This is a genomic window from Actinopolyspora sabaoui (assembly GCF_051225635.1).
In the GTDB taxonomy this organism is placed as follows: domain Bacteria; phylum Actinomycetota; class Actinomycetes; order Mycobacteriales; family Pseudonocardiaceae; genus Actinopolyspora.
The window spans coordinates 161,779-186,541 of the sequence record NZ_JBMIHH010000007.1; the positions used below are offsets into that span (position 1 = coordinate 161,779).

The window sequence follows — 24,763 nt, forward strand, 5'->3', positions numbered from 1 at the left end:
ACGATGTCGGCGGTGACCCCCCTGACCTGGTCGAACGCACTGACCAGCTGGCAACTCTCACCCTGGGACGGGCTCGTGGTGCTGCTGGCCGTGGCCTACCTGGCGGGACTGCTCCGGTACCGGCGCGTCGGCCGCTGGCCGGTCCGGCGCTCCGTCGCCTTCCTGGGTGGGCTGTTCGCACTGGTCCTGGCGGTCAACAGCGCCATCGGCGTCTACAGCGAAGCCCTGACCTGGGTACACATGGTCCAGCACCTGGTGCTGATCATGGCGGTGCCGATCCTGCTGATCGTGGGACGCCCGCTGGAACTCTGGGTCACGGGGGGCGGAACCAGCGCGTCAGGGCGTCTGGAGAGCGCGCTGCGAAGCCGGACCGTGAATGCGCTCACTCACCCGGCGACCTCGTTCGTGTACTACACCGCCGTGTTGGTGGTCACTCACCTGACGGTGTTCGCGCAGCTGCGGCTGGAACACGAATGGCTGCGGCACTTCGAGATCGTGCTTTACCTGACCAGCGGCTACCTGCTCTTCCTCCCCGTTCTCGGCAGCGAGCCGCTCCGGTGGCGACGCTTCCCCCACCCGCTGCGAGTGGTGCTGCTGATGGCGGGAATGCTGCCGGACACCCTGGTCGGCGTGGTGCTGATGATGTCTCCCAGCCCCATCGCACCGGGTTACCGCCTGGCCCGTCCCGACTGGGGACCGACGCTGCTGGACGACCAGCACCTCGCCGGAGCGATCATGTGGTTCTTCGGTGACGCCACCATGGCCGTGCTGGCACTGATCACCGTCGGGGTGTGGCTGCGCTCCCGCGGCCCCGAAGCGGGTTTCGGCACATGGCTGGAGTCCGCGCGCCGCAGCGCGCTGGCCCAAACCGCCTCGGGTACCGCCCCCGGGCTGCGCGATTCCGCCGACGTGGACGCCGACGAGCGGGCACTGGCCGACTACAACGCCATGCTCGCCCGGTTGCACCAGGGCACAGGGTCACACCAGGGCACGGAGGTACACCGGGACGAGGGGCAGCAGGCACCGGATGGTTCCACCGACGAAGCCGCCCGGGCGACTCCCCCTTCAGGCGAGGACAGTACGAGGGAGACGCCACACGACCGGCCGGAACGGGAGAGCGGATGACTTCGGTGGCACCGTCCGAGGAGTCATACTCCGAGGGCTACTCGGTGAACCTGGCCGTCACGGGGATGACCTGCGCCGCGTGCGCGACTCGGGTGCAGCGCAAGCTCAACAAGCTCGACGGCGTGTCGGCCAGTGTCAACTACGCCACCGAGAAGGCCACCGTCGAGGCCTCGAACGACGTGACGGTCGAACGACTGCTGCGGCAGGTCGAGACCGCGGGATACAGCGCCGAGGTGCTCCGCCCCGACAGCCCGGAGGACAGCGACCCGGCCGAACGGGTCCGCTACCTGTGGCGCCGCCTGGTGGTGGCACTGCTGTGCGGGGTGCCGCTGGCCGACCTGTCGATCACGCTGGCCCTGACCCCCTCGCTGCGGTTCCCCGGGTGGTCGTGGGTGTTGCTGGCGCTGACGCTGCCGGTGGCCACCTGGTGTGCCTGGCCGTTCCACCGCCAGGCACTGCTGCAGGCCCGCCACGGAACCACCTCCATGGACACCCTGGTCTCCATCGGCATCCTGGCGTCCGCCTGCTGGTCGGGATACACGATCTTCGCCTATCGGGGAGCGACGACCGGGGAGCGGGGTCTGACGGGGCTGCTGCTGGAACCCGCCGGGTCGGTCTACCTGGACGTGGCGGCCGCGGTCACCATATTCATGCTCGCCGGACGGCTGCTCGAGGCCAAGGCCAAGCAGCGCGCGGGCGGTGCCCTGCACGCGCTGGCCGCACTCGGCGCCAAGGACGTCGCGGTGCTGGACCGGGACGGCAACGAGAGTCGGGTACCCGTCGAGCGGCTGCGACGCGAGGACCACTTCACGGTTCGCCCCGGGGAGACCGTGGCCACCGACGGCGAGGTGCTGCGCGGGCACGGCACCGTGGACACCAGCGCGATGAGCGGGGAACCGGTTCCCGTCGAGACCTCGGCGGGGGACGCGGTCGTGGGAGGCACCATCCTCACGAGCGGCAGGCTGGTGGTGCGGGCCACCCGCGTCGGCGAAGAGACCCAACTCGCCCGATTGCGGGGGCTGGTCGAGCGGGCGCAGCACGACAAGGCCCGGACGCAACGGCTGGCCGATCGCATCTCCGGCTGGTTCGTACCCGCCGTCGGCGTGCTGGCCGCGCTGACCCTGCTGAGCTGGTGGCTACTCGACGCGCCCCCGGAACGGGCCTTCAGCGCCGCGCTGACCGTGCTGATCATCGCCTGTCCCTGCGCGTTGGGGCTGGCCACCCCCACCGCACTGCTGGCCGCCACGGGACGCGGTGCGCAGCTGGGGATCTTCATCAAGGGGCACCGGGCCCTGGAATCCGCCAGGGCGATCGACACCGTGGTGCTGGACAAGACCGGCACCCTGACCACCGGCAGGATGGCCGTGGTCGACCTGCGCACCACCGCGGACACCGACACCGCCACGGTGCTGCGGCTGGCGGGCGCTGTGGAGGACGCCTGCGAACACGCCGTGGCTCGGGCGATCAGCACGCTGGCCGAGGAGGAACTCGGGCGACCCGAACCTGTAACGGACTTCACCAGCCTATCCGGCCTGGGGGCGGCCGGGACGGTGGCGGGCCGTTCGGTGCTGGTGGGTTCGGCCAGGTTGCTGCGGGAGCGCGGCAGTGAGCTTCCCGAGGAACTCGAAGCCAGGCGTGTGGCATGGGAGAGCCAGGGACGCACCACGGTGGCCGTGGCGGTGGACGGCCACGCGCAGGGGATCTTCGCCCTGACCGACACGGTCAAGCCCTCGGCTGCTCGCATGGTCGGTGAGCTGCACCGGTTGGGACTGCGCACGGTGCTGCTCTCCGGTGACAACGCCGCCACGGTGCGCGCGGTCGCCGAGCGAGTGGGCATCGACGAGACGCTGGCCGAGGTGCTGCCCGCGGACAAGGCGGCCACCATCGCGGAACTGCGGGAGCAGGGCCGCACCGTCGCCATGGTCGGCGACGGGATCAACGACGCTCCCGCACTGGCCAGTGCCGATCTCGGGATCGCCGTCATCTCCGGCACCGATGTGGCGCTGGAAGCTGCCGACCTGCTGCTCGTGCGGGATCGGCTGGAGGTCGTCCCCGAGTCGATCACCCTGGCCCGACGGACGTTGCGGACCATCCGGGGCAACCTGGCCTGGGCCTTCGGCTACAACCTCGCCGCCCTGCCCCTGGCCGCCCTCGGACTGCTCAACCCGCTTATAGCGGCGGCGGCCATGGCGTTGTCCTCGCTGTTCGTGGTCACCAACAGCCTGCGACTGCGCAGGTTCGGCACCGAATCGTCCAGCCGGGAGGCCTTCCAGGAGGGAGCGCCCACCGGGGAGCAATCGGCGCAGGAATCCCGAGCGGGCAGCGCGGCCACCCCGTAACGGCGTCCGCTCGGGGGCGTCGATTTCCCGCGAAATCGCCGGGCGGGCGGCGCGGTGTGGCCCCGCGTCCGTCAATTTCCCGCGAAATCGCCGCGCCATCGACGCAAGGCGAACTCCCACAACCCTCGCGGCTAGAGCTCCGACCACTCACACAGGCGGAGCTCCGAGCACTCACGCAACAGGCACCGCCGCGGGTTCTCGCGTGCGGCTCTCGCGAGGAAGGCCCGACGTTGTGTAGGCCGCTACCCGATGTCGGGCCTCCCCGCAGCGAGAGCCGTGCGCGAGGTTCCGCCACGGCACCACCCACGAAGCCGCGGTCCCCGGTTCCCGAGAAACATCACTCCGAATCGACGGTGAGCCCGGTGCCCTCGGCAACGTCGACCGTGACCTTGTCACCGTCCTTGATGTCACCGGCCAGCAGCTTGCGGGACAGCTCGTCACCGATGGCCGACTCCACCAGCCGCCGCAGTGGTCGAGCGCCGAACACCTGGTCGAAGCCGTGCGTCGCCAGCCATTCCCGCGCCGGCTGCCGCACGTCCAGGGTCAGCCGCCGCTGTGCCAGCCGCCTGGCCAGCCGGTCCACCTGGATGTCCACGATGGAGGTCAGCTGCTCGGTGGACAGCGCGTGGAATACCAGCGTGCCGTCCAGCCGGTTCAGGAACTCCGGTTTGAACTGGGCGCGCACCACCGACATGACCGCCTCGTCGCGTTCGGCCTCCGACAGGTCGGGATTCGCGATGGCCTGCGAGCCCAGGTTGGAGGTCATCACCAGGATGGTGTTGCGGAAGTCCACGGTGCGTCCCTGCCCGTCGGTGAGCCTGCCGTCGTCGAGCACCTGCAGCAGCACGTCGAACACGTCCTGGTGCGCCTTCTCCACCTCGTCGAGCAGCACCACCGAGTAGGGCCGCCTGCGTATCGTCTCGGTGAGCTGGCCGCCCTGGTCGTAGCCGACGTAGCCGGGCGGCGCGCCCACCAGGCGTGCCACCGAGTGCTTCTCGGAGTACTCGCTCATGTCGATGCGCACCATCGCGCGTTCGTCGTCGAACAGGAATTCGGCCAGCGCCTTGGCCAGCTCGGTCTTGCCGACACCGGTCGGACCGAGGAACAGGAAGGAACCGGTGGGGCGATCCGGGTCGGCAACCCCGGCGCGAGCGCGGCGCACCGCGTCCGAGACCGCGCGCACCGCCTCCTGCTGCCCGATGACGCGCGCCCCGACGGCGTCCTCCATGCGCAGCAGTTTCTCCGTCTCGCCTTCCAGCAGCCTGCCCGCCGGAATCCCGGTCCACGAGCTGACCACCTCGGCCACGTCGTCGGGAGTGACCTCCTCCTGCAGCATCGCCTTGGAGCGGTTCTGCTCCTCGGTGGCCTGCTCCAGTTCCTTCTCCAGCTCCGGGATGCGCCCGTAGCGCAGCTCGGCAGCCTTTCCCAGATCGCCGTCGCGCTCGGCGCGCTCGGACTCGCCGCGCACCGATTCCAGCCGGCTCTTGAGATCCCTTACCTTGTCGATGGACTCCTTCTCGCGCTGCCAGCGGGCGATCAGTTCGGACAACCGTTCTCGCTGGTCGGCAAGCTCCTGCCGCAGCGAGGCGAGACGCTCCCGCGAGGAGGGATCGTCCTCGCGGGACAGCGCCATCTCCTCGATCTCCAACCTGCGGACGGCGCGCTCGACCTCGTCGATCTCCACCGGCCGGGAGTCGATCTCCATCCGCAGCCGGGAGGCGGCCTCGTCCACCAGGTCGATGGCCTTGTCCGGCAGGAACCGGTCGGTGATGTAGCGGTCGGAGAGCGTGGCCGCGGCCACCAGCGCGCCGTCGGTGATCCGCACACCGTGGTGCACCTCGTAGCGCTCCTTGAGGCCGCGGAGGATCGCCACGGTGTCGTCAGGGGTGGGCTCGCCGGTCATGACCTGCTGGAACCTGCGCTCCAGCGCGGCGTCGGTCTCGATGTGCTTGCGGTACTCGTCCAGCGTGGTCGCGCCGACCATGCGCAGCTCGCCGCGCGCAAGCATCGGCTTGATCATGTTCCCGGCGTCCATGGCGCCCTCACCGGTGGCACCGGCACCGACGATGGTGTGCAGCTCGTCGATGAAGGTGATCACCTGCCCCTCGGACTCGGTGATCTCCTTGAGCACCGCCTTGAGGCGTTCCTCGAACTCGCCACGGTACTTGGCGCCCGCGACCATCGACCCCATGTCCAGCGCGACGACCCGCTTGTCGCGCAACGACTCGGGCACGTCGCCCGCGATGATGCGCTGCGCCAGGCCCTCGACGATCGCGGTCTTGCCCACACCGGGTTCGCCGATGAGCACCGGATTGTTCTTGGTGCGCCGGGAGAGCACCTGCACGACCCTGCGGATCTCGGCGTCCCTGCCGATGACCGGGTCGAGATCACCGTTGCGGGCGCGGTCGGTCAGGTCGAGGCCGTACTGCTCCAGCGCGTTGTAGGTGCTCTCCGGATCGGGGCTGGTGACGCGCGCCGATCCGCGCACCTTGGTGAAGGCGTCCTTGAGCGCGTCCGGGGTCGCGCCGTAGCGGTTGAGCAGCTCACCGACCTGCCCTCCCTCGGCGGACAGCCCGACGAGCAGGTGCTCGGTGGAGACGTACTCGTCGCCGAGCTCCGTCGCCAGTTGTTGACTGTGGGTGAGAGCCTTGATCGACTCGCGGGACAGTTGCGGAGTGGACACCGAGGAACCACTCGCCGAGGGCAGCGCGTTGGCGAGCTGTTCGCACTCCTCGCGCACCCGCGCCGGATCGGCTCCCACCGCGGAGAGCAGCGAAGGGGTGAGTCCGTCGCTCTGCGCCAGCAGCGCACCCAGCAGGTGAGCGGGGGCAATGTCGGGGTTGCCCGCCATGGTCGCGGCCTGCGCCGCGGCGGAGATCGCCTGTTGGGTCTTGGTCGTCGGGTTGAACGCGTCCATTCCTCACCTCTCTCGTAGCGGCTTCGTCGCCCCGGCGAGGGCATGCCTTCCGCCATACCCCGAAGGCCGCCCGACGTAACAGCCGCAACACAGCGACTATGGAAACAAAGTTGAGCCTATATGACTCAACTATACAGACACGACCCGACTCGCGTCATCCGCGCTCGCTCGAACCCGGCGCAACCACGAATTCGGGGGACGTCTCGTACGAAACGTCCCCCGAAGGCGATTGATGTCGTGGCGCCCGGCCTCAGCCGAAAGCCCCGATGTGCTCCCTGGCCCACTGCCGGAAAGTACGCGGGGGCCTGCCCGTGATCCGCCGAACCGTGTCCGGCAGCCCCGGATCCCCACCTTCCGTCGAGAGCATGTCCTCGACGATCCCGGCGGGCATGTACTCCAGCATCCGCTGCCGGGCCTGTTCGGTGCTCAGCTCCACGAACTCGACGGGGCGCCCCAGTTCCTCGGCAAGCACGGCCACCCGCTGCGCGACGGTGATCCGTTCGGGCCCCGTCAGCGAGTGGATCCGCTGTTCGTGCCCCGACTCGGTGAGTGCACTGGCCGCTACCGCGGCGATGTCGGCGGGGTCGACGACCTGCGAGCCCTCCGGATTCTCGTGGGCGTACACACTGCCGCGCTCTCGGATCGAGGAGATCCACCAGAACGCGTTGGACGTGAATTCCCAGGGACGCAGCACGGTCCACTCGAGCCCGCTGTCCCGGACGGCCTTCTCCCCCGCCAGCGCCCCACTGCCGATGAAGGAGTCCGGATGTGTCTCGGCGAGCAGCGAGGAGACCAGCGCCACCCGCCGCACCCCTGCCTCGGCGGCCCGATGCAGTATCGCCGGAACATCACCGGGGGAACCGAGCAGGAAGAACCCGTCGACTCCCGCGAAGGCGTCCCGGAGCGAGTCCGGATCGTCGAGATCACCGGATACGACCTCGACCCCCTCGGGGAACTCGGCCCTGCCGGGATCGCGGGTGGTCGCCCGCACCGCGTATCCCGCGTCGTGCAGGTCACGTACCAGGCAGCGACCGATGTTGCCGGTCGCCGAAGTCACCAGGATCATGCGCTCTCCGAACCTCGTCTCGAAACCAACAGGTGAAACCGCCGGGTAAGGCGAACTCCGTCGGGAGACTCCGCGGGGAGTTCGCGCCCCAAGGGCGGTATGTGGACGAGTCTGGATCTTCGAGCGCGCTCGAAGTCAACGACGCTCGGAGCACGGCGGCGCGCACCACCACGCCACGCACGGCCGCGCCAGGGAGTCGCGGAACGGAGCGCCGGACGGAAATGTTTCGCGTGAAACATCGAACCGGAGGCGGCGACCCGCTCAGCTCGCGTCCTCGGCGAACACCGCCTGCACGTCGAGCTCGATCCGCAGCGTGGTGCCGATCGCGGCGATCCCGGTACTCAGCGACTGGTTGAAGGTCATCGCGAAGTCCTCGCGCCGCAGGATCGTGGTGGCCGAGGCCGAGGCCCTGGTGCCGCCCCACGGGTCGGGCCCCACGCCGGTGAACCTGGTCTCCAACCGCACCGGACGGGTGACCCCGCACAGCGTCAGTTCACCGTCGAGCTCCCAGCGGTCGTGACCACGCGAGATCCCGGTGGTGGTGAAGCCGATCCGGGGATGGTTCGCCACGTCGAGGAAGTCGCCGCTGCGCAAGTGCTCGTCTCGCTGCGCGTTTCCGGTGTCCACACTCGCGGCCTCGATCCGGACGTCGACCGAGGAGGACTCCACCGGTCTGGCGATTCGGATCTCACCGTCGAACTCGTTGAACCGCCCGTGGATGCTGCTGATCCCCAGATGCTTCGCGGCGGCACGAATGGCGGAGTGCGCCGGATCGATGCGCCACAACCCGGGTTCGGGCAGCTCGTCACCACCTCCCACCGGGGAGAGCTCCACCCCGTCCAGCTCGACGGCGTTGCCCTGCCGCACCATCGCGGTGCGCGCGAGCGGCTGGTGCCCCAGCGCCGTGACGATCGCCGTGTAGCGCCCCGGCGACAGCGCCGTCACCGTGGCTTCCCCTGCCGAATCGGCGGGTGCGCGCCCCACCTGGGTTCCCGAGGCGTCGGTGAGCGTGAGTACCGCCTCCGGCAGTGGCCAACCGCCGAGCGTTCGGACCCGCACCGTGACCGCTCCGCTCGGTGCCTGATCCTGTCGTTCGCCCACTTCGCCCTGGTCGAGGCTCATCGGAGTGTCCTCTCCTGCGTGAGAACCGCGGAAACGGGAATCGCCGGATCCGCCGGTCCGGTTGGAAGAATCGTGTCGTCGGTGACCGTCCTGGGGATGACCGCCCTGCCGGTGACCACCCTGTCGGCGACCACCCTGTCGGCGACCGCGCCGGCAACGGTCGGGGGCCGGTGAGCGGTCCCGCGGAGCGGCCACCCCCTCGGACGGCTTCGCCCACTACTCCAGACCGAGCGCGATGTCGTGGTCGACGTGCTCGTCCCGCACGCTGAGGTTGTTCGCGGTCGGCGCGTATCCGGTGGCGATGACGGTGTAGTCCCCGTGCGAGAGATCGGTGAACCGGTATTCCCCGTCCGGACCGGTGACCGTGGTCGCGACCACCCCGCCCGAGGCGTCCAGCAGGGTCACCTGGGCCTCCGGCACGGCGTGCCCGAGACGGGCGGAACGGATCACACCACGCACCTCGGCACCCGACTCCAGCGACACGTCCAGCGTGACGCGTTGCCCCTCGGGCAGCGCCACCTCGGTGCTGGTGGGTTGGCATCCCTCGGCGGTGACGGTGAGGGCATAGGAACCGCCGACCAGCTCGTTGAACTCGTAACCACCACCACCGCCCGTGCGCGCGGCCGCCACCACGGAGCCACGCACGTCGGTGAGCACCACCGTGGCATCCGGCACCGGTACCGCACCGCTGTGGACCATGCCGGACAGTCCGGCACCGCCGGAGAGCTCGACGTCGTGGCGCACCGTGCGCCCGGAGACCGCGACCATCGCCGCCGAGGGCTGGTACTCGCCGGCCGCGGCTATCAGCACATAGGTGCCCCCACCGGCGGGTTTCACCTGATAGTTCCCCTCGTCATCCGAGTGGGTGCGATCGACCTGATTTCCCACCGAGTCGGTGAGCGTGAGCACCACCCCCGAAAGAGCGACCCCACCCGGGCCCCGGACCACGCCGTACACGGTGGGAGCACCGTCGTCCGGGTAGAGCGAACCGGCCAGACTGACCCCGTTCGCACTGTGCCCGTTCATCTCGAATCCGTTGTTCGACAATGCGGCTGACCTGCCACCCACCGAGTTCTCCCCCACGTTGTCCACAGACCTTTCCACAGAGTTGTCCACAGGGTTGCTCGATGTGTTCACAGGGCGCTCCACTGCCTCCGATGCGTGTCCTTCGCGGGTGATCGGCCGCAACGAACTCGATGAACCGGCCACCGAGCCGTCACTACCACTCGACGAGTTGTCCACAGATTCGCTCAAGTTCTCCACAGCCCGGTGCTTACCGCCCTCCGTCGACTGGTCGTGCTTCTCCACGGTGCTACGCAGCGGCACCTCGCGAATGAACAGTACGGCGAGCAGCGTCACCACGGAGACGCAGGCGGTGATCAGGAACAGATCCCCGATCGCCCTGCCGTAGGAGTCGTGCAGGATCGCCTCGATCGGTGCGGGCAGACTGTTGATGTCCAGCGACACGCCGCCGTTCCCGCCACCCAGCGGGGGAGTCGGCCCGGGCAGTTCCGCCATCCCTTCTCTGGCGTACTCGCCGACCCTGCTGCCCAGCACCGCACCGAGCACCGACACCCCCGCGGAACCGCCGAGGGTGCGGAAGAAGGTCACCACCGAGGTGACCGAGCCCATGTCCTTGATGTCGACGCTGTTCTGCACCGCGAGCACCAGGTTCTGCATCAGGGCGCCGACCCCGATCCCCATGAGAGCGAGGTAGACGTCCACGAGCGGCAGCGGCGTGTCCGAGTCGATCGTGCTCAGCAGCCCCATCCCCAGGGTCAGCACCAGGCTGCCACCGATCAGGAACGGTTTGATCCTGCCGGTGACCCGAGCGATGACCTGTCCGCTCACCGTCGAGGAGACGAACAGGCCGAGCACCATCGGCAGCGTCATCAGTCCGGCCTCGGTGGGGGTGTAACCGCGCCCGAGCTGGAAGTACTGCGCGAGGAACACCGCACCGCCGAACATGGCCGTGCCGACGGCGACCATGGCGACGATCGCCAGCGAGACCGTGGGATTGCGGAACATCCCCAGCGGGACGATCGGCTCGCGAACCCTTGTCTCGACGATCACCGCGAGGATCACGGCGAGGACTCCGCCGCCCACGAAGCCGAGCGTGGCCCAGGAGAGCCAGTCGAACTGCTTGCCCGCCAACGACACCCACGCAAGCAACAGGCTCACTCCGCCGACGAGGAACAGCGCGCCGAACCAGTCGATGGAGACGTCGCGCTTGATCACCGGCAGCCGCAGGACTCGTCCCAGCACCAGGAACGCGATCACCGCGATCGGCGCTGTTACCCAGAAGCACCAGCGCCATCCCAGCGGCGAATCCACGATGAGCCCACCGACCAGCGGTCCGCTGGTGGTGGCGACGGCGAAGGTCGCACCGATGTAGCCGGTGTAGCGACCCCGGTCGCGCGGCGCGACCATCGCGGCGAGCACCACCTGGATCAGCGCCTGCATGCCGCCCATGCCGATGCCCTGAATGGCCCGGAAGCCGATGAGCATCCCCATCGACTGCGAGAAACCGCCGAGCACCGAACCGAGCGTGAAGATGGTGATCGAGAGCTGGTACAGCAGTTTCTTGCTGAACAGGTCCGAGAGCTTGCCCCAGATGGGGGTGGTGGCCGTGGAAGTCAGCAGCATGGCCGTGACCACCCAGGTGTACTGGCCTTGCGTGCCGTTGAGCTCGGCGGTGATCCTGGGCAGCGCGTTGGACACGATCGTGGAGCTCAGGATCGCCACCAGCAGGGCCAGCAGCAGTCCGGTCAGCGCCTTGAGCACCTGGCGGTGCGTCATCGGCCCGTCGGAGCTGCCCTGCCCACCGACGCCGGGAGGCGAGGTGTCCCGCGCGGCGGCCCGTCCGTCGGTGGTCTGGCCGGGCGGAGCGTGTCCCGCCTCGGCTCCCGCGACGTTCGAGGTGGTCATCGATTTCCTTCCTTGGCCGCGTCTTCCGGATTCGTGAGCTGCTGCCTGGAGGAGGTCAGCAAGTCGTCCGAAAGGGCGCGGAGCAGTTCGTCCAGTTCGGCGAGCCGACTCTCGTCCCAGTCGCTGAGCACCACTTCGCTGAGCCAGCGCGCCTTCTGCCGCTCGCGTTCCTCGAGCGCGCTCCGCCCCCGCTCGGTGGCTCGCAGCAACGAGACCCGGCGGTCGGTCGGATCGGGTCTGCGCTCGATCAGCCCCTCCTGTTCGAGCTGCCCGAGCTGTCTGCTCACCACGGAGGTGTCCACGACCCGGTTGTGGGCGAGATCGGATGCCCTCGACTCGCCGCCGTGGACCAGCTCGGACAACAGGCCGGTCCCCGAGGTGCTCAGTTCGTTGCCGTGCTGCGCCCGTTGCAGCGCCACCTGTCTGATCCCCAGCAACTTGCGGAGCGGTTCCAGTAATCGCTCGCAGGATTCGAAGTGCGATCCCATCGAGTATTCCTTTGGTTGGTACAACCAACCATAAGGATCCTTAGTTTCAGTAAGCAACTTAATCGTGCGCGACGGAGAGCGGGGTCACACTCGCCCCACCGGACCGAGCCGCGATACTCACCCTTTCGGGATCAATCGGGCCTCCCGACTGTTCGGGAGGAAGAAGCGGCGGGAAAGATCGAACTCAGTACATCGCGTTGAGCTTGCCGAGCAGCCTCGCGAACTGGTGCAGATCGTCGGTGGACCACTGCACGAAGTCCTCCCGCAAGTGGCGGGAACGACGTTGCCGCGCCGCCTCCAGTCGTTGTCTACCGGACTCGGAGAGCTGGATCAGCCTGGCCCTGCCGTCCTGCGGGTCGGGGGCGCGGCGCAGTAGGTCCAACCGCTCCAGGTTGGCTATCTGCCTGCTGACCGTGGACTTGTCCAGGCCGATGCGTTCGGCCATCTCGATGGCGCGCAGCGATCCCGCGTCGGCGACCATGAGCAGCAGGCTGTAGGAGGCGGGGTCGAGCTCGGGATGGACCTCGGCGGCAACGTCCAACGACATCTTGCGGGCGCGCCGGAACATCATGGCGAGTTCACGCTCGACCTCGGCGGCCGCCCGTTCACGCTCGGTACCGGCCGAACCCCACGATTCGGAGGCCGCCTCGCCTGCCCCCTCCGGCATGCCCTCGGTCACGAGCTCGCCCTCCCATCGCCGACGCCCCAAGTCTGACGGTGCCGCGTCGCGCGTCGACAGGCGGTCCTTCAACTCGGGACGCACCCGCGCACATTTCGTGGGAAATTGACGGAGGTGGGGCCACACCGCCGCGCGGCGGCGTCAATTTCCCACGAAATCGCCGCGCCACCCGCACCGCCACGCAGCCCGAGCCGACACCCGGTTCTCAATCCTGCTGGGGTTGCGGTTCGTGCCAGGGACGTGCGGTCCCCTTGGCCGCGAAGTAGTCCCCGCCCTTGCGCTTGACGTCGTCGGTGCCCCAGGAACGTTCCCGTGAAACGAAGGCCATCCGAGGAATGTGTTTGCGGCAGTGGATGTAGGCCTCCTCGACCTGCACGACCACCCAGCGTTCCGGTTTGCGGCCGCGTTCGAAATCCGAGCGAAGCCCGGGATGGATGGCTCTGAGGTCGGAGTCCTCCAGAATCCTGGCCTTGCCGTTGACGTGCAGCCCGATCAACTCGTCGACGAAATCGATCAGCAGGATACCGACGTGCGGGTTCTCACTGATGTTTCCCAGACTCGCCATGACACCGTTGCCCCGGTACTCGGGGTAGGCCACGTGGCGGTCCCCCAGCACCTCGATGAACCCCTTGGGGCCCGCGCGGAAGCTGGAGTCGCACTCGCCGTGCCCGTCCGCGGTGGCGATGAAGGCCATGCTCATCGAGAGGATGAACTCCTTCATCCGCTCGTTGAGATGGTCGAGCACTTGGTCATTGTAGAACTTGTGGGCCCGGCGCTCGGTCTCGTAGGCGCTCTGCAGCAGGTGCTCACCCGCCGAGCCGGGCATGGTGCTCCGCTCGTTCGGAGCGAAGGGATCCTCCGGCCGACTCGTGCCGCCCGTGGAGTCCGGAGTGGACGAATTGGGGCGAACGGGTCGCATTTGTGGGCGCGTCGGACCGTCGTCGTAACGGCTCTGCCCACCGGAGGACGATTCGGATCGCATCCGCTCGGAAACACTCGGTGACGAATCCGCGAGTTCGAGCTCCAACAGATCCGCCGGGGCCATCCCTGTGGGACGGCGGGATTCGGGGGAAGGTAACCAGTCCGCGATCACGCGCCTCACCGTGTCACGCCGCGAGGTGGATGCAAGTGTGCCGAAACGGATTCAACACGAGCGTGTGAGCTTTCATGACGATGAGTATTAAACAACCACTCGAAGGTGGCATCAAGGGTCACACAAGCCGAAAAAGGGGTTAGAGTCTCGGGCAGTCGGGGGACAGGTATACGGACATCAGGTATATGGACACCGTGCCGGACCGACACGGCCGCCTATGTGGAGAGAATCGCCCGAACCATGACAGCCAACGCCGCTTTACACCCCGAGCGCCCCGGCGGTTCAGCTGATCGCGAGCGCCCGACCGACGTGACCGACACGGTTCGGCTGATCCGGGACAGCTGGGCCGTGGTGGAACCGCAAGCCGAGGACGTGTCGCGGTTCTTCTACAGCATGCTGTTCAGCCTGGCTCCCGCCACTCGGGAACTGTTCCCCGTGAACATGGAGGTACAGCGGAGCAGGCTACTGCGTGCCCTGGTGCACGTGGTGCAGATGGTGGACCGGCCGGACGAACTCACTCCGTTCCTGCAACAACTCGGCAGGGACCACCGCAAGTTCGGCGTGGTCGCCGAGCACTACGAGGCGGTGGGAACCGCACTGCTGGCAGCGATCAAGAAGTACGCGGGCGATGCCTGGAACGACGCCGTGGAGCGTGCTTGGGGAGAGGCCTACGCGGTGATGGCCACGACCATGACCGACGCGGCCTCCAAGGACGACGGACCCGCCTGGTACAACGGCGAGGTCGTGCAGCACGAACGGCTGAGCTGGGACGTCGCCATGGTGCGCATCAGGCCGGAACATCCCGTGCCGTATCAGCCGGGCCAGTATGTCAGCGTCGAGGTGCCGCAGCGTCCCAGGCTGTGGCGCTATCTGTCACCGGCCAATCCCCCCTCCGATGACGGCACGATGGAGTTCCACGTACGTGCCGTGCCGACGGGTTGGGTGAGCCGCGCCATCGTGGGGCACGCACAGCTCGGCGACCAGTGGCGCATGGGTTCCCCGATGGGCAGGCTCGGCGTGGATCGTGACTCGGAACGCGACGTGGTGATGCTCGCCGGCGGCACCGGGCTGGCACCGATGCGGTCGATCATTCAGGACCTGGCGCAGTACGGCAACAACCCCGAGGTTCACCTGTTCTACGGCGGCAGGACCCGAGAGGACCTCTACGAGCTGCGCAACCTGCGGCAGGTCGCCATGAGCAACCCGTGGCTGAAGGTGATCCCGGTACTGGAGAACGACCCCACCGCGCAGGGAGCCGAGCACGGCACACTGGCGGAGGCCGTGACCCGCCACGGCGCGTGGCAGGACCACGACGTGCTGGTCAGCGGTTCGCCGGAGATGATCCGGAACACGGTCTCCGGCATGATGGTGGCGGGCACCCCGCTGGAACGGATCCACTACGATCCGTTCACTCTGGACTGAGCACTCGCGGAGCTCCCGAGAACGCGGGGAGGGGTGAGCCACCGGACCCGTTGTCAGGGGTCGGTGCGAGAGTGCGCGCATGTCCGGAACCGAACAACAGCGCGAACGTGTCAGACAGACCCTGACCGAACACGTGGGCGCCGCCGAGGCCGAACGAATCACGGCCCTGGCCGCCACCTCCGTCGCACTGAGCACCCACAGCGAAGCGGGAGCACCACTGGGGGTCTCCCGCTTCGGCGGCGACGCACTACTACCACCGGACACGACGTGGCCGGAACACGAATCGAGAGCACTGGAGCTGTTGGCCGTGCTCGACCTCACCGCCCTCGCACCACTCAACCCCGAACTCCCCCTGCCCCACCACGGCGTGCTCAATTTCTGCTACGCCCCGGCCGAGCAACTCGTGACCGGGCTCGATCCGGGGGAGTCGGATGGCTGGCGGGTGATACACGCCGACCCCGCCACAGCGGTACGCACCGCACCACCCGGGGAAACGAAACGCCACCACGAACGGACGCTGCACGGCCGTCCCCTCCTCACCGTCCCGGATTTGGAGGATCTTCCTCCGGACGAAGCGGGAGAGCTGCCGGACAAGCTACTCGACGGCTACCGAGAGCTCCGCGACGACGAGAACGAACCCGCGCATCGGATCGGTGGCTGGCCGGATCTGATCCAGGGCCCTGTACTGGAGAATTCCGGGAAGGAGCTACTACTGGCCCAGCTGGACAGCGACGACCGGATGGACTGGTGCTGGGGTGACTCCGGCAGCCTCTACTTCCTCATCGAGGAGCAGGACCTGAAAGCGGGCGACTTCAGCCGTGTCTGGCTGGAAATGCAGTGCTGCTGACCGACACGGGAACAGGACCATGACCGACCTGGAACGACAGCGCGAGCGCCTCGCGCAAACGTTGCGCGAGCACCTCGACGAGGACGAGGCCGAACGGATCACGGCGTCGGGCAGCGCTGCCCTGGAGCTCAGTGTCACCACGCGGCACGGTGATCCGTTGGCGCGTTCCCACTTCGGCGGGGATGCGTTGCTATCTCCTGGAAGCCCCTGGCCCTGCTACGACGAAGCCACACCGCTGGAGCTGGTGGCAGTACTGGACCTCGCGGAGATCGGTGAGCGCGAACCGTCCGGCATCCTGCCAAAAACCGGCCTGCTGAACTTCTTCCACGCGGGCTTGGACACCGAACTGGTAGGGCTCGGCCCGGAGGAAACCGGTACTTACCGAGTGATCAAGGCCGATCCGGACACCGCTGTGGCCACGTCACCACCGGCCGGGGTTTATCGCTATCCGTGCCGCCAACCGCGAACTCGCTGCATATTCACGATTCCGTGCGAACAGGACGTGCTCGGTGTGCCTCCGGAAAACATACCGCAGCGGTACCAGTACGCCTACGAAGCACTTTACGACGAGCCAGGGTACGCGGGGGAGCTTCGCGCACTGCACCAGATCGGTGGCTGGCCGACACCGATCCAGGAAACCATGTGGGAACGGATGCAGCGGATGGCGGCAGCTACCGTCCCGGGCTCCTCACCGACGAAAGTAGAGCGCACCGAGGCGAATCCCGACGACTGGTTCGTGCTCGCGCAGTTCGACAGCGACAGCAGCATGGATTGGGAATGGGGCCATGCCGGAACGCTGTACTACATGATCAGCAAAACGGACCTGCGTGCTGCGGACTTCAGCCGGGCATGGATGCAGCTCCAGTGCTGAACGGCTCCGGAGTGTCGGAAACTTCGGAGAACGGATCGGGTGTCGGGGGTCGGTGCGAGAGTGCGCGCATGTCCGGAACCGAACAACAGCGCGAACGTGTCAGACAGACCCTGACCGAACACGTGGGCGCCGCCGAGGCCGAACGAATCACGGCCCTGGCCGCCACCTCCGTCGCACTGAGCACCCACAGCGAAGCGGGAGCACCACTGGGGGTCTCCCGCTTCGGCGGCGACGCACTACTACCACCGGACACGACGTGGCCGGAACACGAATCGAGAGCACTGGAGCTGTTGGCCGTGCTCGACCTCACCGCCCTCGCACCACTCAACCCCGAACTACCACTGCCCCACCACGGCGTGCTCAACCTGTTCTACATCGAGAACCTGCGGTCCGGGGACTCGGTGGCGGCGGGCGAGTACGAGAGCTGTCGGGTCGTACGCGCCGACCCGGAAACAGCGGTGCGGAGCACTCCACCCAGGAGCGTGCAGCGCCATCGTGAACGGGCGTTGTACGGCCGGGAAAGCTTCACGATCCCGGATTTCGAAGATGTGGTGTACGAGCTGACGGACCTATCGGATACGACAGCGGAGGCTTACGATGTGCTCGACGACGCGGAGACCGAACCCCGACATCGGATCGGTGGGTGGCCCAAACTGGTTCAAAATCCGGTGCTCGACGACTCCGGCGAGGTTCACTTGTTGGCCCAGCTGGACAGCGACGACCGGATGGACTGGTGCTGGGGTGACTCCGGCAGCCTCTACTTCCTCATCGAGGAGCAGGCTCTGAAAGCGGGCGACTTCAGCCGTGTCCGGCTGGAAATGCAGTGCTGCTGACCAGCTCGGCTGCTGGCGACCTCACGGCCCGGTGACCGTCCAGAAGAGAACCGCGAAACCGTCAACCGCGAGGTCGTCGAGGGTCAGCGCCTGCGCCGCTCGGGCTTCCAGACCACCAGCGCCGTCTCCTGCCGCACCGGCACCAGGTCGCGCCGGTAGGAGGCGTGCACCCGCGCGGCCGCCTGCTCGGCGGCCGCGTAGGCCGCGGCGACCTCCTCGGAGAGTTCCTTGATCTTGTCGCGCAGTGCGTCGACCTGGTTCTCCAGCTCGATGATGCGCTTGATGCCCGCGAGGTTCACGCCCTCCTCCTGGGAGAGCCGCTGCACCTCGCGGAGCACCGCGATGTCGCGCGCGGAGTAACGCCGACCACCCGCGGGTGTCCGGCCCGGCGAAACCAGGCCGAGCCGGTCGTAGCTGCGCAGCGTCTGGGCGTGCAGCCCGGACAGCTCCGCGGCCACGGAGATCACGAAAACCGGGGTGTCCTCGGACGCACCTGGCGGGAATCCGGCCATACCGCCGGATTCCGCGGCAGACTCACGCGCGGTCATTCCGCCCTCCGGACCAGCTCGTTCAGTTCGGCTCTGGGATCGTGCTGCTCCGTCGCCTCCGCGTAGGACCGCAACGCCTCGGCGGCCTTGCCGTCCAACTTGTTCGGCACGGCAACCTGCAACGTCACCAGCAGATCCCCGCTACTGCCGTCCTTCCTACCGATGCCCTTACCGCGCACCCGGAGGGTACGGCCGCTGTTGGTGCCCGCTGGCACCTTCACCGACACCTTGCTCTCCAGGGTCGGCACGGTCAACGTAGCGCCCAACGCCAGTTCGGGGAAGGTCACCGGCACGGTGATCGTGAGATCGTGCCCCGACCTGCCGAACACCTGGTGCGGATTCACGTGCACGACGACGTAGAGGTCACCCGAGTTGCCGCCGTTGCGGCCGGGTTCGCCCTGGTGTGCCAACCGGATTCGCTGCCCGTCGGAGACGCCCTGCGGGATCCGCACGGTCAACGTCCTGGTTCGGGTGCTCACACCCTCGCCGCGGCACTCCTGGCAGGGGTTGTCGACGACCCGGCCACGCCCGCGGCAGTCCGGGCACGGCTCGCTGAACGCGAACGCGCCCTGATTGCGGGTGACCGCACCCTGCCCCGAGCAGGTCGAGCACCTCCGAGGGCTGGTGCCCGGCCGAGCACCGGAGCCGTGGCAGGTGGAGCACGTGGTGGGGCTGGAAAGGCGTAACGGGACGGTCGCGCCCTTCACCGCCTCGGTGAAGTCGATGCGGACCTCGGTCTCCACATCGGAGCCTCTGCTCGATCTGCTCGCCGTGCCCGGACCACCGCCTCTGCGGTTGCCGAACAGCCCGCCGAACAGGTCACCGATCCCGCCACCGGCCTGGCCGCCGGCACCACCGAACAGGTCACCGACGTCGAAACCGGGACCACCCGCACCACCGGGCTGGCCACCGAAGCCGCCGCCGAAACCGCCGAAGCCGCCCTGGCCGCCACCTCCGGAGGCGAACAGCCTGCGGGCCTCGTCGTACTGTTTGCGCTTCTCGGGGTCGGAGAGCACACCGTAGGCCTCGGAGACGGCCTTGAACTTGTTCTCGGCCTTGGTGTCCCCCGGATTGGCGTCGGGATGGTTCTCCCTGGCCAGCTTCCGGTATGCCTTCTTGATGTCGTCGGCCGAAGCGTCGGAGGAGACGCCCAGTTCGGCGTAGAAATCCTTGTCCAGCCATTCCCTGGCACTCACCGGACGCCCCTCCTTCCGTCTCGATCCGTTGACGTGCGCCACGACGGTTCACCGGAAAACGGTGATCCTCCTCGCGAGAACGCGTGCGCGAGCCCGTAACGGTTACTGAACACGGCGGTTCCTAAGCAGTCTCGTGAATCAGCCTTGTTCGGATGTCTCGCCCTGCGATTCCGGCTCGGCACCGCTCCCGTCGGGCTCGTGGTCGGTGACTCCGACCATCGCCGGACGCAGCACCCGTTCACCGAAGCGGTAACCGCGGCGCAGCACCGTCGTGACCGTGGGCCCGGATACCTCGGCCGAGGTCTCGTGCTGGACCGCCTCGTGCACGCTCGGGTCGAACTCCTCGCCCTCCTGGCCGAAGCCCTCCAACCCGGCCTCGGACAGCGCGGCGGTGAGCTTGTCCGCGACGGCCTTGAACGGGCCGGTGAGGTCGCCGTGCGACTCGGCGCGTTCGAGATCGTCCAGCACGGTGAGCAGGGACTCCGCCACGGACGCCTTCGCGTTGTTGATCACCGAGTCCCGGTCGCGCTCGACGCGCTTGCGGTAGTTGGCGTACTCGGCCTGCACACGCTTGACGTCAGCGGTGAGTTCCTCGACCTGCCGACGCAGCTCACTCTCCGCGTCCGAAGTGGGTGCCTCGGCCTCCGCGGCGGTTTCCACCGCGTCGGCCTCGGCCGCCACCTTCGCCAGCTCGTCGTCCAAGGATCCGGACATGCTGTCGTTCACCTCGCCGGCCTCCGACTGACTGTCGTCCGAGGACCGGAGATCACCCGTTTCCGGGTCGATCCTGCGCCGGTCCCGCACCACGACGGGCTCCTGCTCGCCTTCGTCCTGTGCGCCGGAGGCCTGCTGCGGCCCCCGGTCCTGTTCTGGCTTGTTCGGAGTCACTTCTTCTTCTCGTCCTCGTCGTCGACGACCTCGGCGTCCACCACGTCCTCCGCACCGGAGGAGTCGGAGGAGCCCGTCGCCTGCCCGGCCTCGTCACCGGCGGCACCGGCGGCGGCGCTCGCGTCGCCCTCGCTGTACAGGGCCTGGCCCAGCGACTGCGACTCGGTGGCCAGCTTCTCCACGGCCGACTTGATGGCGTCGGAGTCCTCGCCCTTCAGCGCCTCGTTGACCTCGTCGATGGCGCTGCGGACCTTCTGCTTGCTCTCGTCCGGCAGCTTCTCGTCGTTGTCGGAGAGGACCTTCTCGGTCTGGTGGACCATCGACTCCGCCTGGTTGCGGGTCTCGGCCTCCTCGCGCTTCTTCTTGTCCTCCTCGGCGTGGGCCTCGGCGTCCTTGACCATCTGGTCGATGTCGTCCTTCGGCAGCGCGGAGCCGCCGGTGATGGTCATCGACTGTTCCTTGCCGGTGCCCTGGTCCTTGGCGTTGACGTGCACGATGCCGTTGGCGTCGATGTCGAAGGTGACCTCGATCTGCGGCACGCCACGCGGTGCGGGCGGCAGGCCGGTCAGCTCGAACATGCCGAGCTTCTTGTTCTCCGCGGCCATCTCGCGCTCGCCCTGGAAGACCTGGATCTGCACCGAGGGCTGGTTGTCGTCCGCGGTGGTGAAGGTCTCCGAGCGCTTGGTCGGGATGGTGGTGTTGCGCTCGATCAGCTTGGTCATGATGCCGCCCTTGGTCTCGATGCCCAGGGACAGCGGGGTGACGTCGAGCAGCAGCACGTCCTTGACGTCGCCACGCAGCACACCGGCCTGCAGACCGGCACCGACCGCGACGACCTCGTCCGGGTTGACGCCCTTGTTCGGCTCCTGACCGCCGGTCAGCTCCTTGACCAGATTGGTGACCGCGGGCATGCGGGTGGAACCGCCCACCAGCACCACGTGGTCGATGTCGCCGACCTTGATACCGGCGTCACGCAGCACGGACTCGAACGGCTTGCGCGTGCGCTCCAGCAGGTCCGAAGTGATCCGCTCGAACTCTGCCCTGGTCAGGGTCTCGTCGAGGAACAGCGGGTTCTTGTCCGCGTCGACGGTGATGTAGGGCAGGTTGATGTTGCTCTGCGCGGAGCTGGACAGCTCGATCTTGGCCTTCTCGGCGGCTTCCTTGATCCGCTGCAGCGCCATCTTGTCCTTGGTCAGGTCGATGCCGTTGGCACTCTTGAACTTCTCGACCAGCCACTCGACGATGCGCTCGTCCCAGTCGTCACCACCCAGGTGGTTGTCACCGCTGGTGGCACGGACCTCGACCACGCCCTCGCCGATCTCGAGCAGGGACACGTCGAACGTCCCGCCGCCGAGGTCGAAGACCAGGATGCGCTGTTCCTTCTCGCCCTTGTCCAGGCCGTAGGCCAGCGCGGCCGCGGTCGGCTCGTTGACGATGCGGAGCACGTCCAGTCCGGCGATCTGGCCCGCTTCCTTGGTGGCCTGCCGCTGGGCGTCCTCGAAGTACGCCGGAACGGTGATGACCGCCTCGGTGACGTCCTCGCCGAGGTACGACTCGGCGTCCCGCTTGAGCTTCATCAGCACACGCGCGCTGATCTCCTGCGGGGTGTACTCCTTGTCATCGATGGTGGTCTTCCAGTCGGTGCCCATGTGACGCTTGACCGACCGGATGGTGCGGTCGACGTTGGTCACCGCCTGGTTCTTGGCGGGCTGCCCCGTGAGCACCTCGCCGTTCTTCGCGAACGCGACGACCGAAGGCGTCGTGCGCGCACCCTCGGAGTTGGCGATGACCGTGGACTCACCGCCCTCCAGGACGGAAACGACGGAGTTTGTCGTCCCGAGGTCGATACCGACCGCTCGCCCCATTGAAGTCTCCTCCAGCGTATTGGTTCTCTGCTTAGGACTGATAACTCCTGAGCCCTACTGACTCAAGTATTACCGAAACCGAGTCCGATCCGTCAAACCGAGTTTGAGTCGTCGAGGCTCAAGGTTCCTGCCCGAGGAACGCGTGACCAGCCACGAGTGTTCCCGATAACCCGGCTGGGCGGGTGTGATTCGTGTCGCCGGGAGCGGCTTTCGTGGCTGTCGTGCCCTCTTGGAGGCGGGAACACCGGGCACGGTCAAGAACATCGCCACGGTCGGGAACACCGGCCACGGTTCGGGGCAGAAGGAGGCGGGAGGCCGGCCCGCGAACGGCGCGGGTGGGTACTCGATCGGCCGCGGCACGGGCCGAACCCTGCACACTTTCGGGGGATTGCCGACTACCGGAGCGGGCAATCACTGCCCAGGAAGCCGCGGGCACTCAGCGGGAAGACGGGGGCGATCCCGGGAAGACGCGGGCGGAGTTACGGCGAGACGGGCGGCTCAGGAGCTCTCGACCTCGATCGAACCGCTACCCGTGGACAACCGCAGCGAGCGTTCGGAGTCGGCGTCCCGGGGCACCTCGATGTCGGTGGAACCGCTGCCGGTGTCGGCCCGGACGCTGTAGCTGTTCGCGGGGACGGTGAGCTCGATACCGCCGGAGCCGGTGTCGGCACGCACCGAACGCGGCTCGGACAGTTCCAGCGAGATCCCGCCCGAGCTGGTCCGCGTCGTGACGTCGGCGGAATCGATGTCCTCCCCCTCTATTTGGCCGCTGCCGGTCGAGACGTTGACGGGGCCGCCAATGTCGGTGAGTTCGATCCCGCCGGAGCCGGTCTCGGCACGCACCTCCCCGTCGATGCCGCGCAGTTCCAGTGCCCCCGAGTCCACGCGCACGTCGGTCGAGGACATCCCGGTGACCTCCAGCGAACCGGAACCGAGTGTGCCGGTCACCGGAACACGCCGGGGTAGCGTCACCTCGTACTCCACGTCACAGCCCCAGCCGCAGTCGGCGTCGAGCACGAGTCCGCCGTCCTCGACCCGGTAACTCGTCTCGGAGTTCCGCCCCCAGCCGCCCCACCAGCCGTCGCGTTCCTCGCGGACCCTCGGCTCGGCACCGGCCTCGTAGCTGATATCCACCGCCCCCGCCCCCGAACGCAGCTCCACGGCCGTCACCCCGGAGGGTGAGCCAGTGCTGGTGTCCGAGGGCCCTCCCCAGGCGAGCACGGCTCCACCCAGCAGGACCAGTACGGCTCCACCCACCGCGAGTCCCGTGCGCATCGTCATCACTCCGATCTCAGGGGCTTGGACCTCAGGGGCTTGCCCGGTCACCCGACGAGGTCAAGTTACCGCCGACCGCGAGGGCACGGTATCGGTGTTTTACCCGGAGCGGGCCCGGAGACTCCGAAAGTGCGAATCCGGGGCACCCCCTCATCCGCGCACGGAGTGCTTCCAATCGCTGCCGGACACCGGAGTCCGTGGAGCTGGGTGCGCCGGAACCCCGCCGTAGAAGCAACCATTAGAATCGTTCGCGGAGGCCATACGCCGTATTGAGGATGCCTGATGTTGCGCGTCGCCGTCCCGAACAAGGGATCGCTGCACGGTCCGACCACCCAGCTACTCGAGGAGGCGGGCTACCGGCTTCATCGCGAGCACCGCGCCCTGTTCGCCGAGGACACGGGCAACAACGTGCGGTTCATCTTCTGGCGGGCCAGCGACATCGCGCGCAACGTGGGCGCCGGGGTGCTCGACGTCGGGATCACCGGGCAGGACCTGCTGGCGGGCGCGGGCACGGCGGCGAGCACCACCGAGCTGCTGCGGCTCGGCTTCGGCAGCTCCCGCTTCTACTTCGCGGTCGCCAACGACGGCCCGATCACCTCGATCCCCGAGCTGGACGGCAAGCGGGTGGCCACCTCGTTCCCGAAACTCGCCGAACAGGCGGCGGCGCGGCACGGCATCCGGATCGAGCCGGTCGAACTGGACGGTGCCGTGGAGACCGCTGTGGAGCTCGGGCTGGCCGAGGCGATCGCCGACGTGGTCGAGACGGGGTCCTCGCTGCGTGCGGCGGGGCTGACCACCCTCGGCGAACCGATCCTGCGCTCGCAGGCGGTGCTGGTCCGCGGCGCGGGAGCGTCCCTGGGTGAGGAGCGCGAGCACGCCGTGGAGGTGCTGGGGCAGCGGCTGCGGGGAGTGCTCGACGCCCGTTCCTACGTGGTGATGGACTACAACTGCCGGGAGACCGCGCTGGAGACGGCGACAGCGATCACGCCGGGCAAGGAGTCACCCACCATCTCCAGCCTCACCGAGCCCGGCTGGGTAGCGGTACGGGCGATGGTCCCCAGGGCCGACGTGCAGGACGTGATGGACAAGCTCGCCGCGGTGGGCGCCACCGAGATCCTGGTGACGCGGCTGGAGGCCTGCAGGCTCTGAGCCGGCCCCGCCGGGTACGGGTTTCGGGCTCGGTTCCCGAGGTCGGTGCTGTAGCGGAACCTCTCGCACCACCTCGCCGCGGGAAGTCCCGGCTTCGAGCGGTGCGGGCCCT

At 68.0% G+C, this 24,763-nt stretch carries 19 protein-coding genes; 7 read left to right on the top strand and 12 right to left on the bottom strand.

All coding sequences use genetic code 11. The annotated features are described in order from the left end of the window. Positions 1–12 precede the first annotated feature (12 nt). Complete coding sequence (locus tag ACOQFL_RS15275) at positions 13–1,125, top strand: cytochrome c oxidase assembly protein (RefSeq protein WP_435544832.1); 1,113 nt, start codon at positions 13–15, stop codon at positions 1,123–1,125. Next, positions 1,122–3,464, top strand: coding sequence for a heavy metal translocating P-type ATPase (locus ACOQFL_RS15280; RefSeq protein ID WP_435544833.1), 2,343 nt, complete (start codon positions 1,122–1,124; stop codon positions 3,462–3,464). The genes ACOQFL_RS15275 and ACOQFL_RS15280 overlap by 4 nt, the downstream gene beginning before the upstream one ends. Before the next feature lie 337 nt (positions 3,465–3,801). Here the strand turns inward: ACOQFL_RS15280 and clpB are convergent, their stop codons facing one another. The 7 genes from clpB to ACOQFL_RS15315 form a co-directional block, all read right to left on the bottom strand. Next, positions 3,802–6,381 carry an ATP-dependent chaperone ClpB gene (gene clpB, locus ACOQFL_RS15285; protein WP_435544834.1) on the bottom strand — a complete coding sequence of 860 codons (2,580 nt, stop codon included), beginning with the start codon at positions 6,379–6,381 and terminating at the stop codon, positions 3,802–3,804. A 250-nt stretch (positions 6,382–6,631) separates the two neighbouring features. Continuing rightward, complete coding sequence (locus ACOQFL_RS15290; RefSeq protein WP_435544835.1) at positions 6,632–7,447, bottom strand: NAD(P)H-binding protein; 816 nt, start codon at positions 7,445–7,447, stop codon at positions 6,632–6,634. A 261-nt stretch (positions 7,448–7,708) separates the two neighbouring features. Beyond that, positions 7,709–8,569, bottom strand: a complete 861-nt coding sequence (locus tag ACOQFL_RS15295; protein ID WP_435544836.1) for a YceI family protein — start codon at positions 8,567–8,569, stop codon at positions 7,709–7,711. Positions 8,570–8,785: 216 nt separating this feature from the next. Next, entirely contained in the window at positions 8,786–11,497 is a 2,712-nt protein-coding gene (locus ACOQFL_RS15300) for an MFS transporter (protein ID WP_435544837.1), read from the bottom strand. Continuing rightward, positions 11,494–11,985, bottom strand: a complete 492-nt coding sequence (locus ACOQFL_RS15305; RefSeq protein ID WP_435544838.1) for a MarR family winged helix-turn-helix transcriptional regulator — start codon at positions 11,983–11,985, stop codon at positions 11,494–11,496. The genes ACOQFL_RS15300 and ACOQFL_RS15305 overlap by 4 nt, the downstream gene beginning before the upstream one ends. A gap of 184 nt (positions 11,986–12,169) precedes the next feature. Continuing rightward, positions 12,170–12,664 carry a MarR family winged helix-turn-helix transcriptional regulator gene (locus ACOQFL_RS15310; protein WP_435544839.1) on the bottom strand — a complete coding sequence of 165 codons (495 nt, stop codon included), beginning with the start codon at positions 12,662–12,664 and terminating at the stop codon, positions 12,170–12,172. A gap of 205 nt (positions 12,665–12,869) precedes the next feature. Beyond that, the gene (locus tag ACOQFL_RS15315) at positions 12,870–13,490 is read right to left on the bottom strand and encodes a pyridoxamine 5'-phosphate oxidase family protein (protein ID WP_435544840.1); all 621 of its coding nucleotides are present in this window, start codon (positions 13,488–13,490) and stop codon (positions 12,870–12,872) included. Positions 13,491–13,997: 507 nt separating this feature from the next. On the opposite strand from ACOQFL_RS15315, the gene ACOQFL_RS15320 reads away from it, so the two are divergent. The 4 genes from ACOQFL_RS15320 (at position 13,998) to ACOQFL_RS15335 (ending at position 17,730) form a co-directional block, all read left to right on the top strand. Continuing rightward, the gene (locus ACOQFL_RS15320) at positions 13,998–15,179 is read left to right on the top strand and encodes a globin domain-containing protein (protein WP_435544841.1); all 1,182 of its coding nucleotides are present in this window, start codon (positions 13,998–14,000) and stop codon (positions 15,177–15,179) included. Between the two features lie 79 nt (positions 15,180–15,258). Next, positions 15,259–16,026 carry a YwqG family protein gene (locus tag ACOQFL_RS15325; RefSeq protein ID WP_435544842.1) on the top strand — a complete coding sequence of 256 codons (768 nt, stop codon included), beginning with the start codon at positions 15,259–15,261 and terminating at the stop codon, positions 16,024–16,026. 19 nt (positions 16,027–16,045) lie between these two features. After that, positions 16,046–16,897 carry a YwqG family protein gene (locus ACOQFL_RS15330; protein ID WP_435544843.1) on the top strand — a complete coding sequence of 284 codons (852 nt, stop codon included), beginning with the start codon at positions 16,046–16,048 and terminating at the stop codon, positions 16,895–16,897. A gap of 68 nt (positions 16,898–16,965) precedes the next feature. Continuing rightward, positions 16,966–17,730 (top strand): YwqG family protein, encoded by a 765-nt coding sequence (locus ACOQFL_RS15335; RefSeq protein ID WP_435544844.1) that lies wholly within the window; start codon positions 16,966–16,968, stop codon positions 17,728–17,730. Positions 17,731–17,813: 83 nt separating this feature from the next. Here ACOQFL_RS15335 and ACOQFL_RS15340 read toward each other — a convergent pair whose 3' ends face one another. The 5 genes from ACOQFL_RS15340 to ACOQFL_RS15360 form a co-directional block, all read right to left on the bottom strand. Then, entirely contained in the window at positions 17,814–18,278 is a 465-nt protein-coding gene (locus tag ACOQFL_RS15340; RefSeq protein ID WP_092626759.1) for a heat shock protein transcriptional repressor HspR, read from the bottom strand. After that, positions 18,275–19,474, bottom strand: coding sequence for a molecular chaperone DnaJ (gene dnaJ, locus ACOQFL_RS15345; protein WP_435544845.1), 1,200 nt, complete (start codon positions 19,472–19,474; stop codon positions 18,275–18,277). Before dnaJ ends, ACOQFL_RS15340 begins: the two co-directional genes overlap by 4 nt. A gap of 138 nt (positions 19,475–19,612) precedes the next feature. Continuing rightward, positions 19,613–20,278 (bottom strand): nucleotide exchange factor GrpE, encoded by a 666-nt coding sequence (gene grpE / locus ACOQFL_RS15350; protein ID WP_435544972.1) that lies wholly within the window; start codon positions 20,276–20,278, stop codon positions 19,613–19,615. 80 nt (positions 20,279–20,358) lie between these two features. Further along, positions 20,359–22,227 (bottom strand): molecular chaperone DnaK, encoded by a 1,869-nt coding sequence (gene dnaK, locus ACOQFL_RS15355; RefSeq protein WP_435544846.1) that lies wholly within the window; start codon positions 22,225–22,227, stop codon positions 20,359–20,361. A 498-nt stretch (positions 22,228–22,725) separates the two neighbouring features. After that, the gene (locus ACOQFL_RS15360) at positions 22,726–23,508 is read right to left on the bottom strand and encodes a DUF4097 family beta strand repeat-containing protein (RefSeq protein WP_435544847.1); all 783 of its coding nucleotides are present in this window, start codon (positions 23,506–23,508) and stop codon (positions 22,726–22,728) included. Between the two features lie 276 nt (positions 23,509–23,784). Here ACOQFL_RS15360 and hisG point away from each other — a divergent pair, with 276 nt between their 5' ends. Next, on the top strand, positions 23,785–24,651 hold the full coding sequence (gene hisG / locus ACOQFL_RS15365; RefSeq protein WP_435544848.1) for an ATP phosphoribosyltransferase: 867 nt from the start codon (positions 23,785–23,787) through the stop codon (positions 24,649–24,651). Positions 24,652–24,763: the final 112 nt, after the last annotated feature.

What these genes read in the sequence shown, in the direction of transcription:
- hisG (WP_435544848.1), top strand. Translation starts at nt 23,785, where the DNA reads ATGTTGCGCGTCGCCGTCCCGAACAAGGGATCGCTGCACGGTCCGACC.
- ACOQFL_RS15295 (WP_435544836.1), bottom strand. Translation starts at nt 8,569, where the DNA reads ATGAGCCTCGACCAGGGCGAAGTGGGCGAACGACAGGATCAGGCACCG.
- ACOQFL_RS15335 (WP_435544844.1), top strand. Translation starts at nt 16,966, where the DNA reads ATGTCCGGAACCGAACAACAGCGCGAACGTGTCAGACAGACCCTGACC.
- ACOQFL_RS15330 (WP_435544843.1), top strand. Translation starts at nt 16,046, where the DNA reads ATGACCGACCTGGAACGACAGCGCGAGCGCCTCGCGCAAACGTTGCGC.
- ACOQFL_RS15280 (WP_435544833.1), top strand. Translation starts at nt 1,122, where the DNA reads ATGACTTCGGTGGCACCGTCCGAGGAGTCATACTCCGAGGGCTACTCG.
- ACOQFL_RS15300 (WP_435544837.1), bottom strand. Translation starts at nt 11,497, where the DNA reads ATGACCACCTCGAACGTCGCGGGAGCCGAGGCGGGACACGCTCCGCCC.
- ACOQFL_RS15325 (WP_435544842.1), top strand. Translation starts at nt 15,259, where the DNA reads ATGTCCGGAACCGAACAACAGCGCGAACGTGTCAGACAGACCCTGACC.
- ACOQFL_RS15315 (WP_435544840.1), bottom strand. Translation starts at nt 13,490, where the DNA reads ATGCCCGGCTCGGCGGGTGAGCACCTGCTGCAGAGCGCCTACGAGACC.
- ACOQFL_RS15340 (WP_092626759.1), bottom strand. Translation starts at nt 18,278, where the DNA reads ATGACCGCGCGTGAGTCTGCCGCGGAATCCGGCGGTATGGCCGGATTC.
- ACOQFL_RS15360 (WP_435544847.1), bottom strand. Translation starts at nt 23,508, where the DNA reads ATGACGATGCGCACGGGACTCGCGGTGGGTGGAGCCGTACTGGTCCTG.
- ACOQFL_RS15305 (WP_435544838.1), bottom strand. Translation starts at nt 11,985, where the DNA reads ATGGGATCGCACTTCGAATCCTGCGAGCGATTACTGGAACCGCTCCGC.
- clpB (WP_435544834.1), bottom strand. Translation starts at nt 6,381, where the DNA reads ATGGACGCGTTCAACCCGACGACCAAGACCCAACAGGCGATCTCCGCC.
- ACOQFL_RS15320 (WP_435544841.1), top strand. Translation starts at nt 13,998, where the DNA reads ATGACAGCCAACGCCGCTTTACACCCCGAGCGCCCCGGCGGTTCAGCT.
- dnaK (WP_435544846.1), bottom strand. Translation starts at nt 22,227, where the DNA reads ATGGGGCGAGCGGTCGGTATCGACCTCGGGACGACAAACTCCGTCGTT.
- ACOQFL_RS15290 (WP_435544835.1), bottom strand. Translation starts at nt 7,447, where the DNA reads ATGATCCTGGTGACTTCGGCGACCGGCAACATCGGTCGCTGCCTGGTA.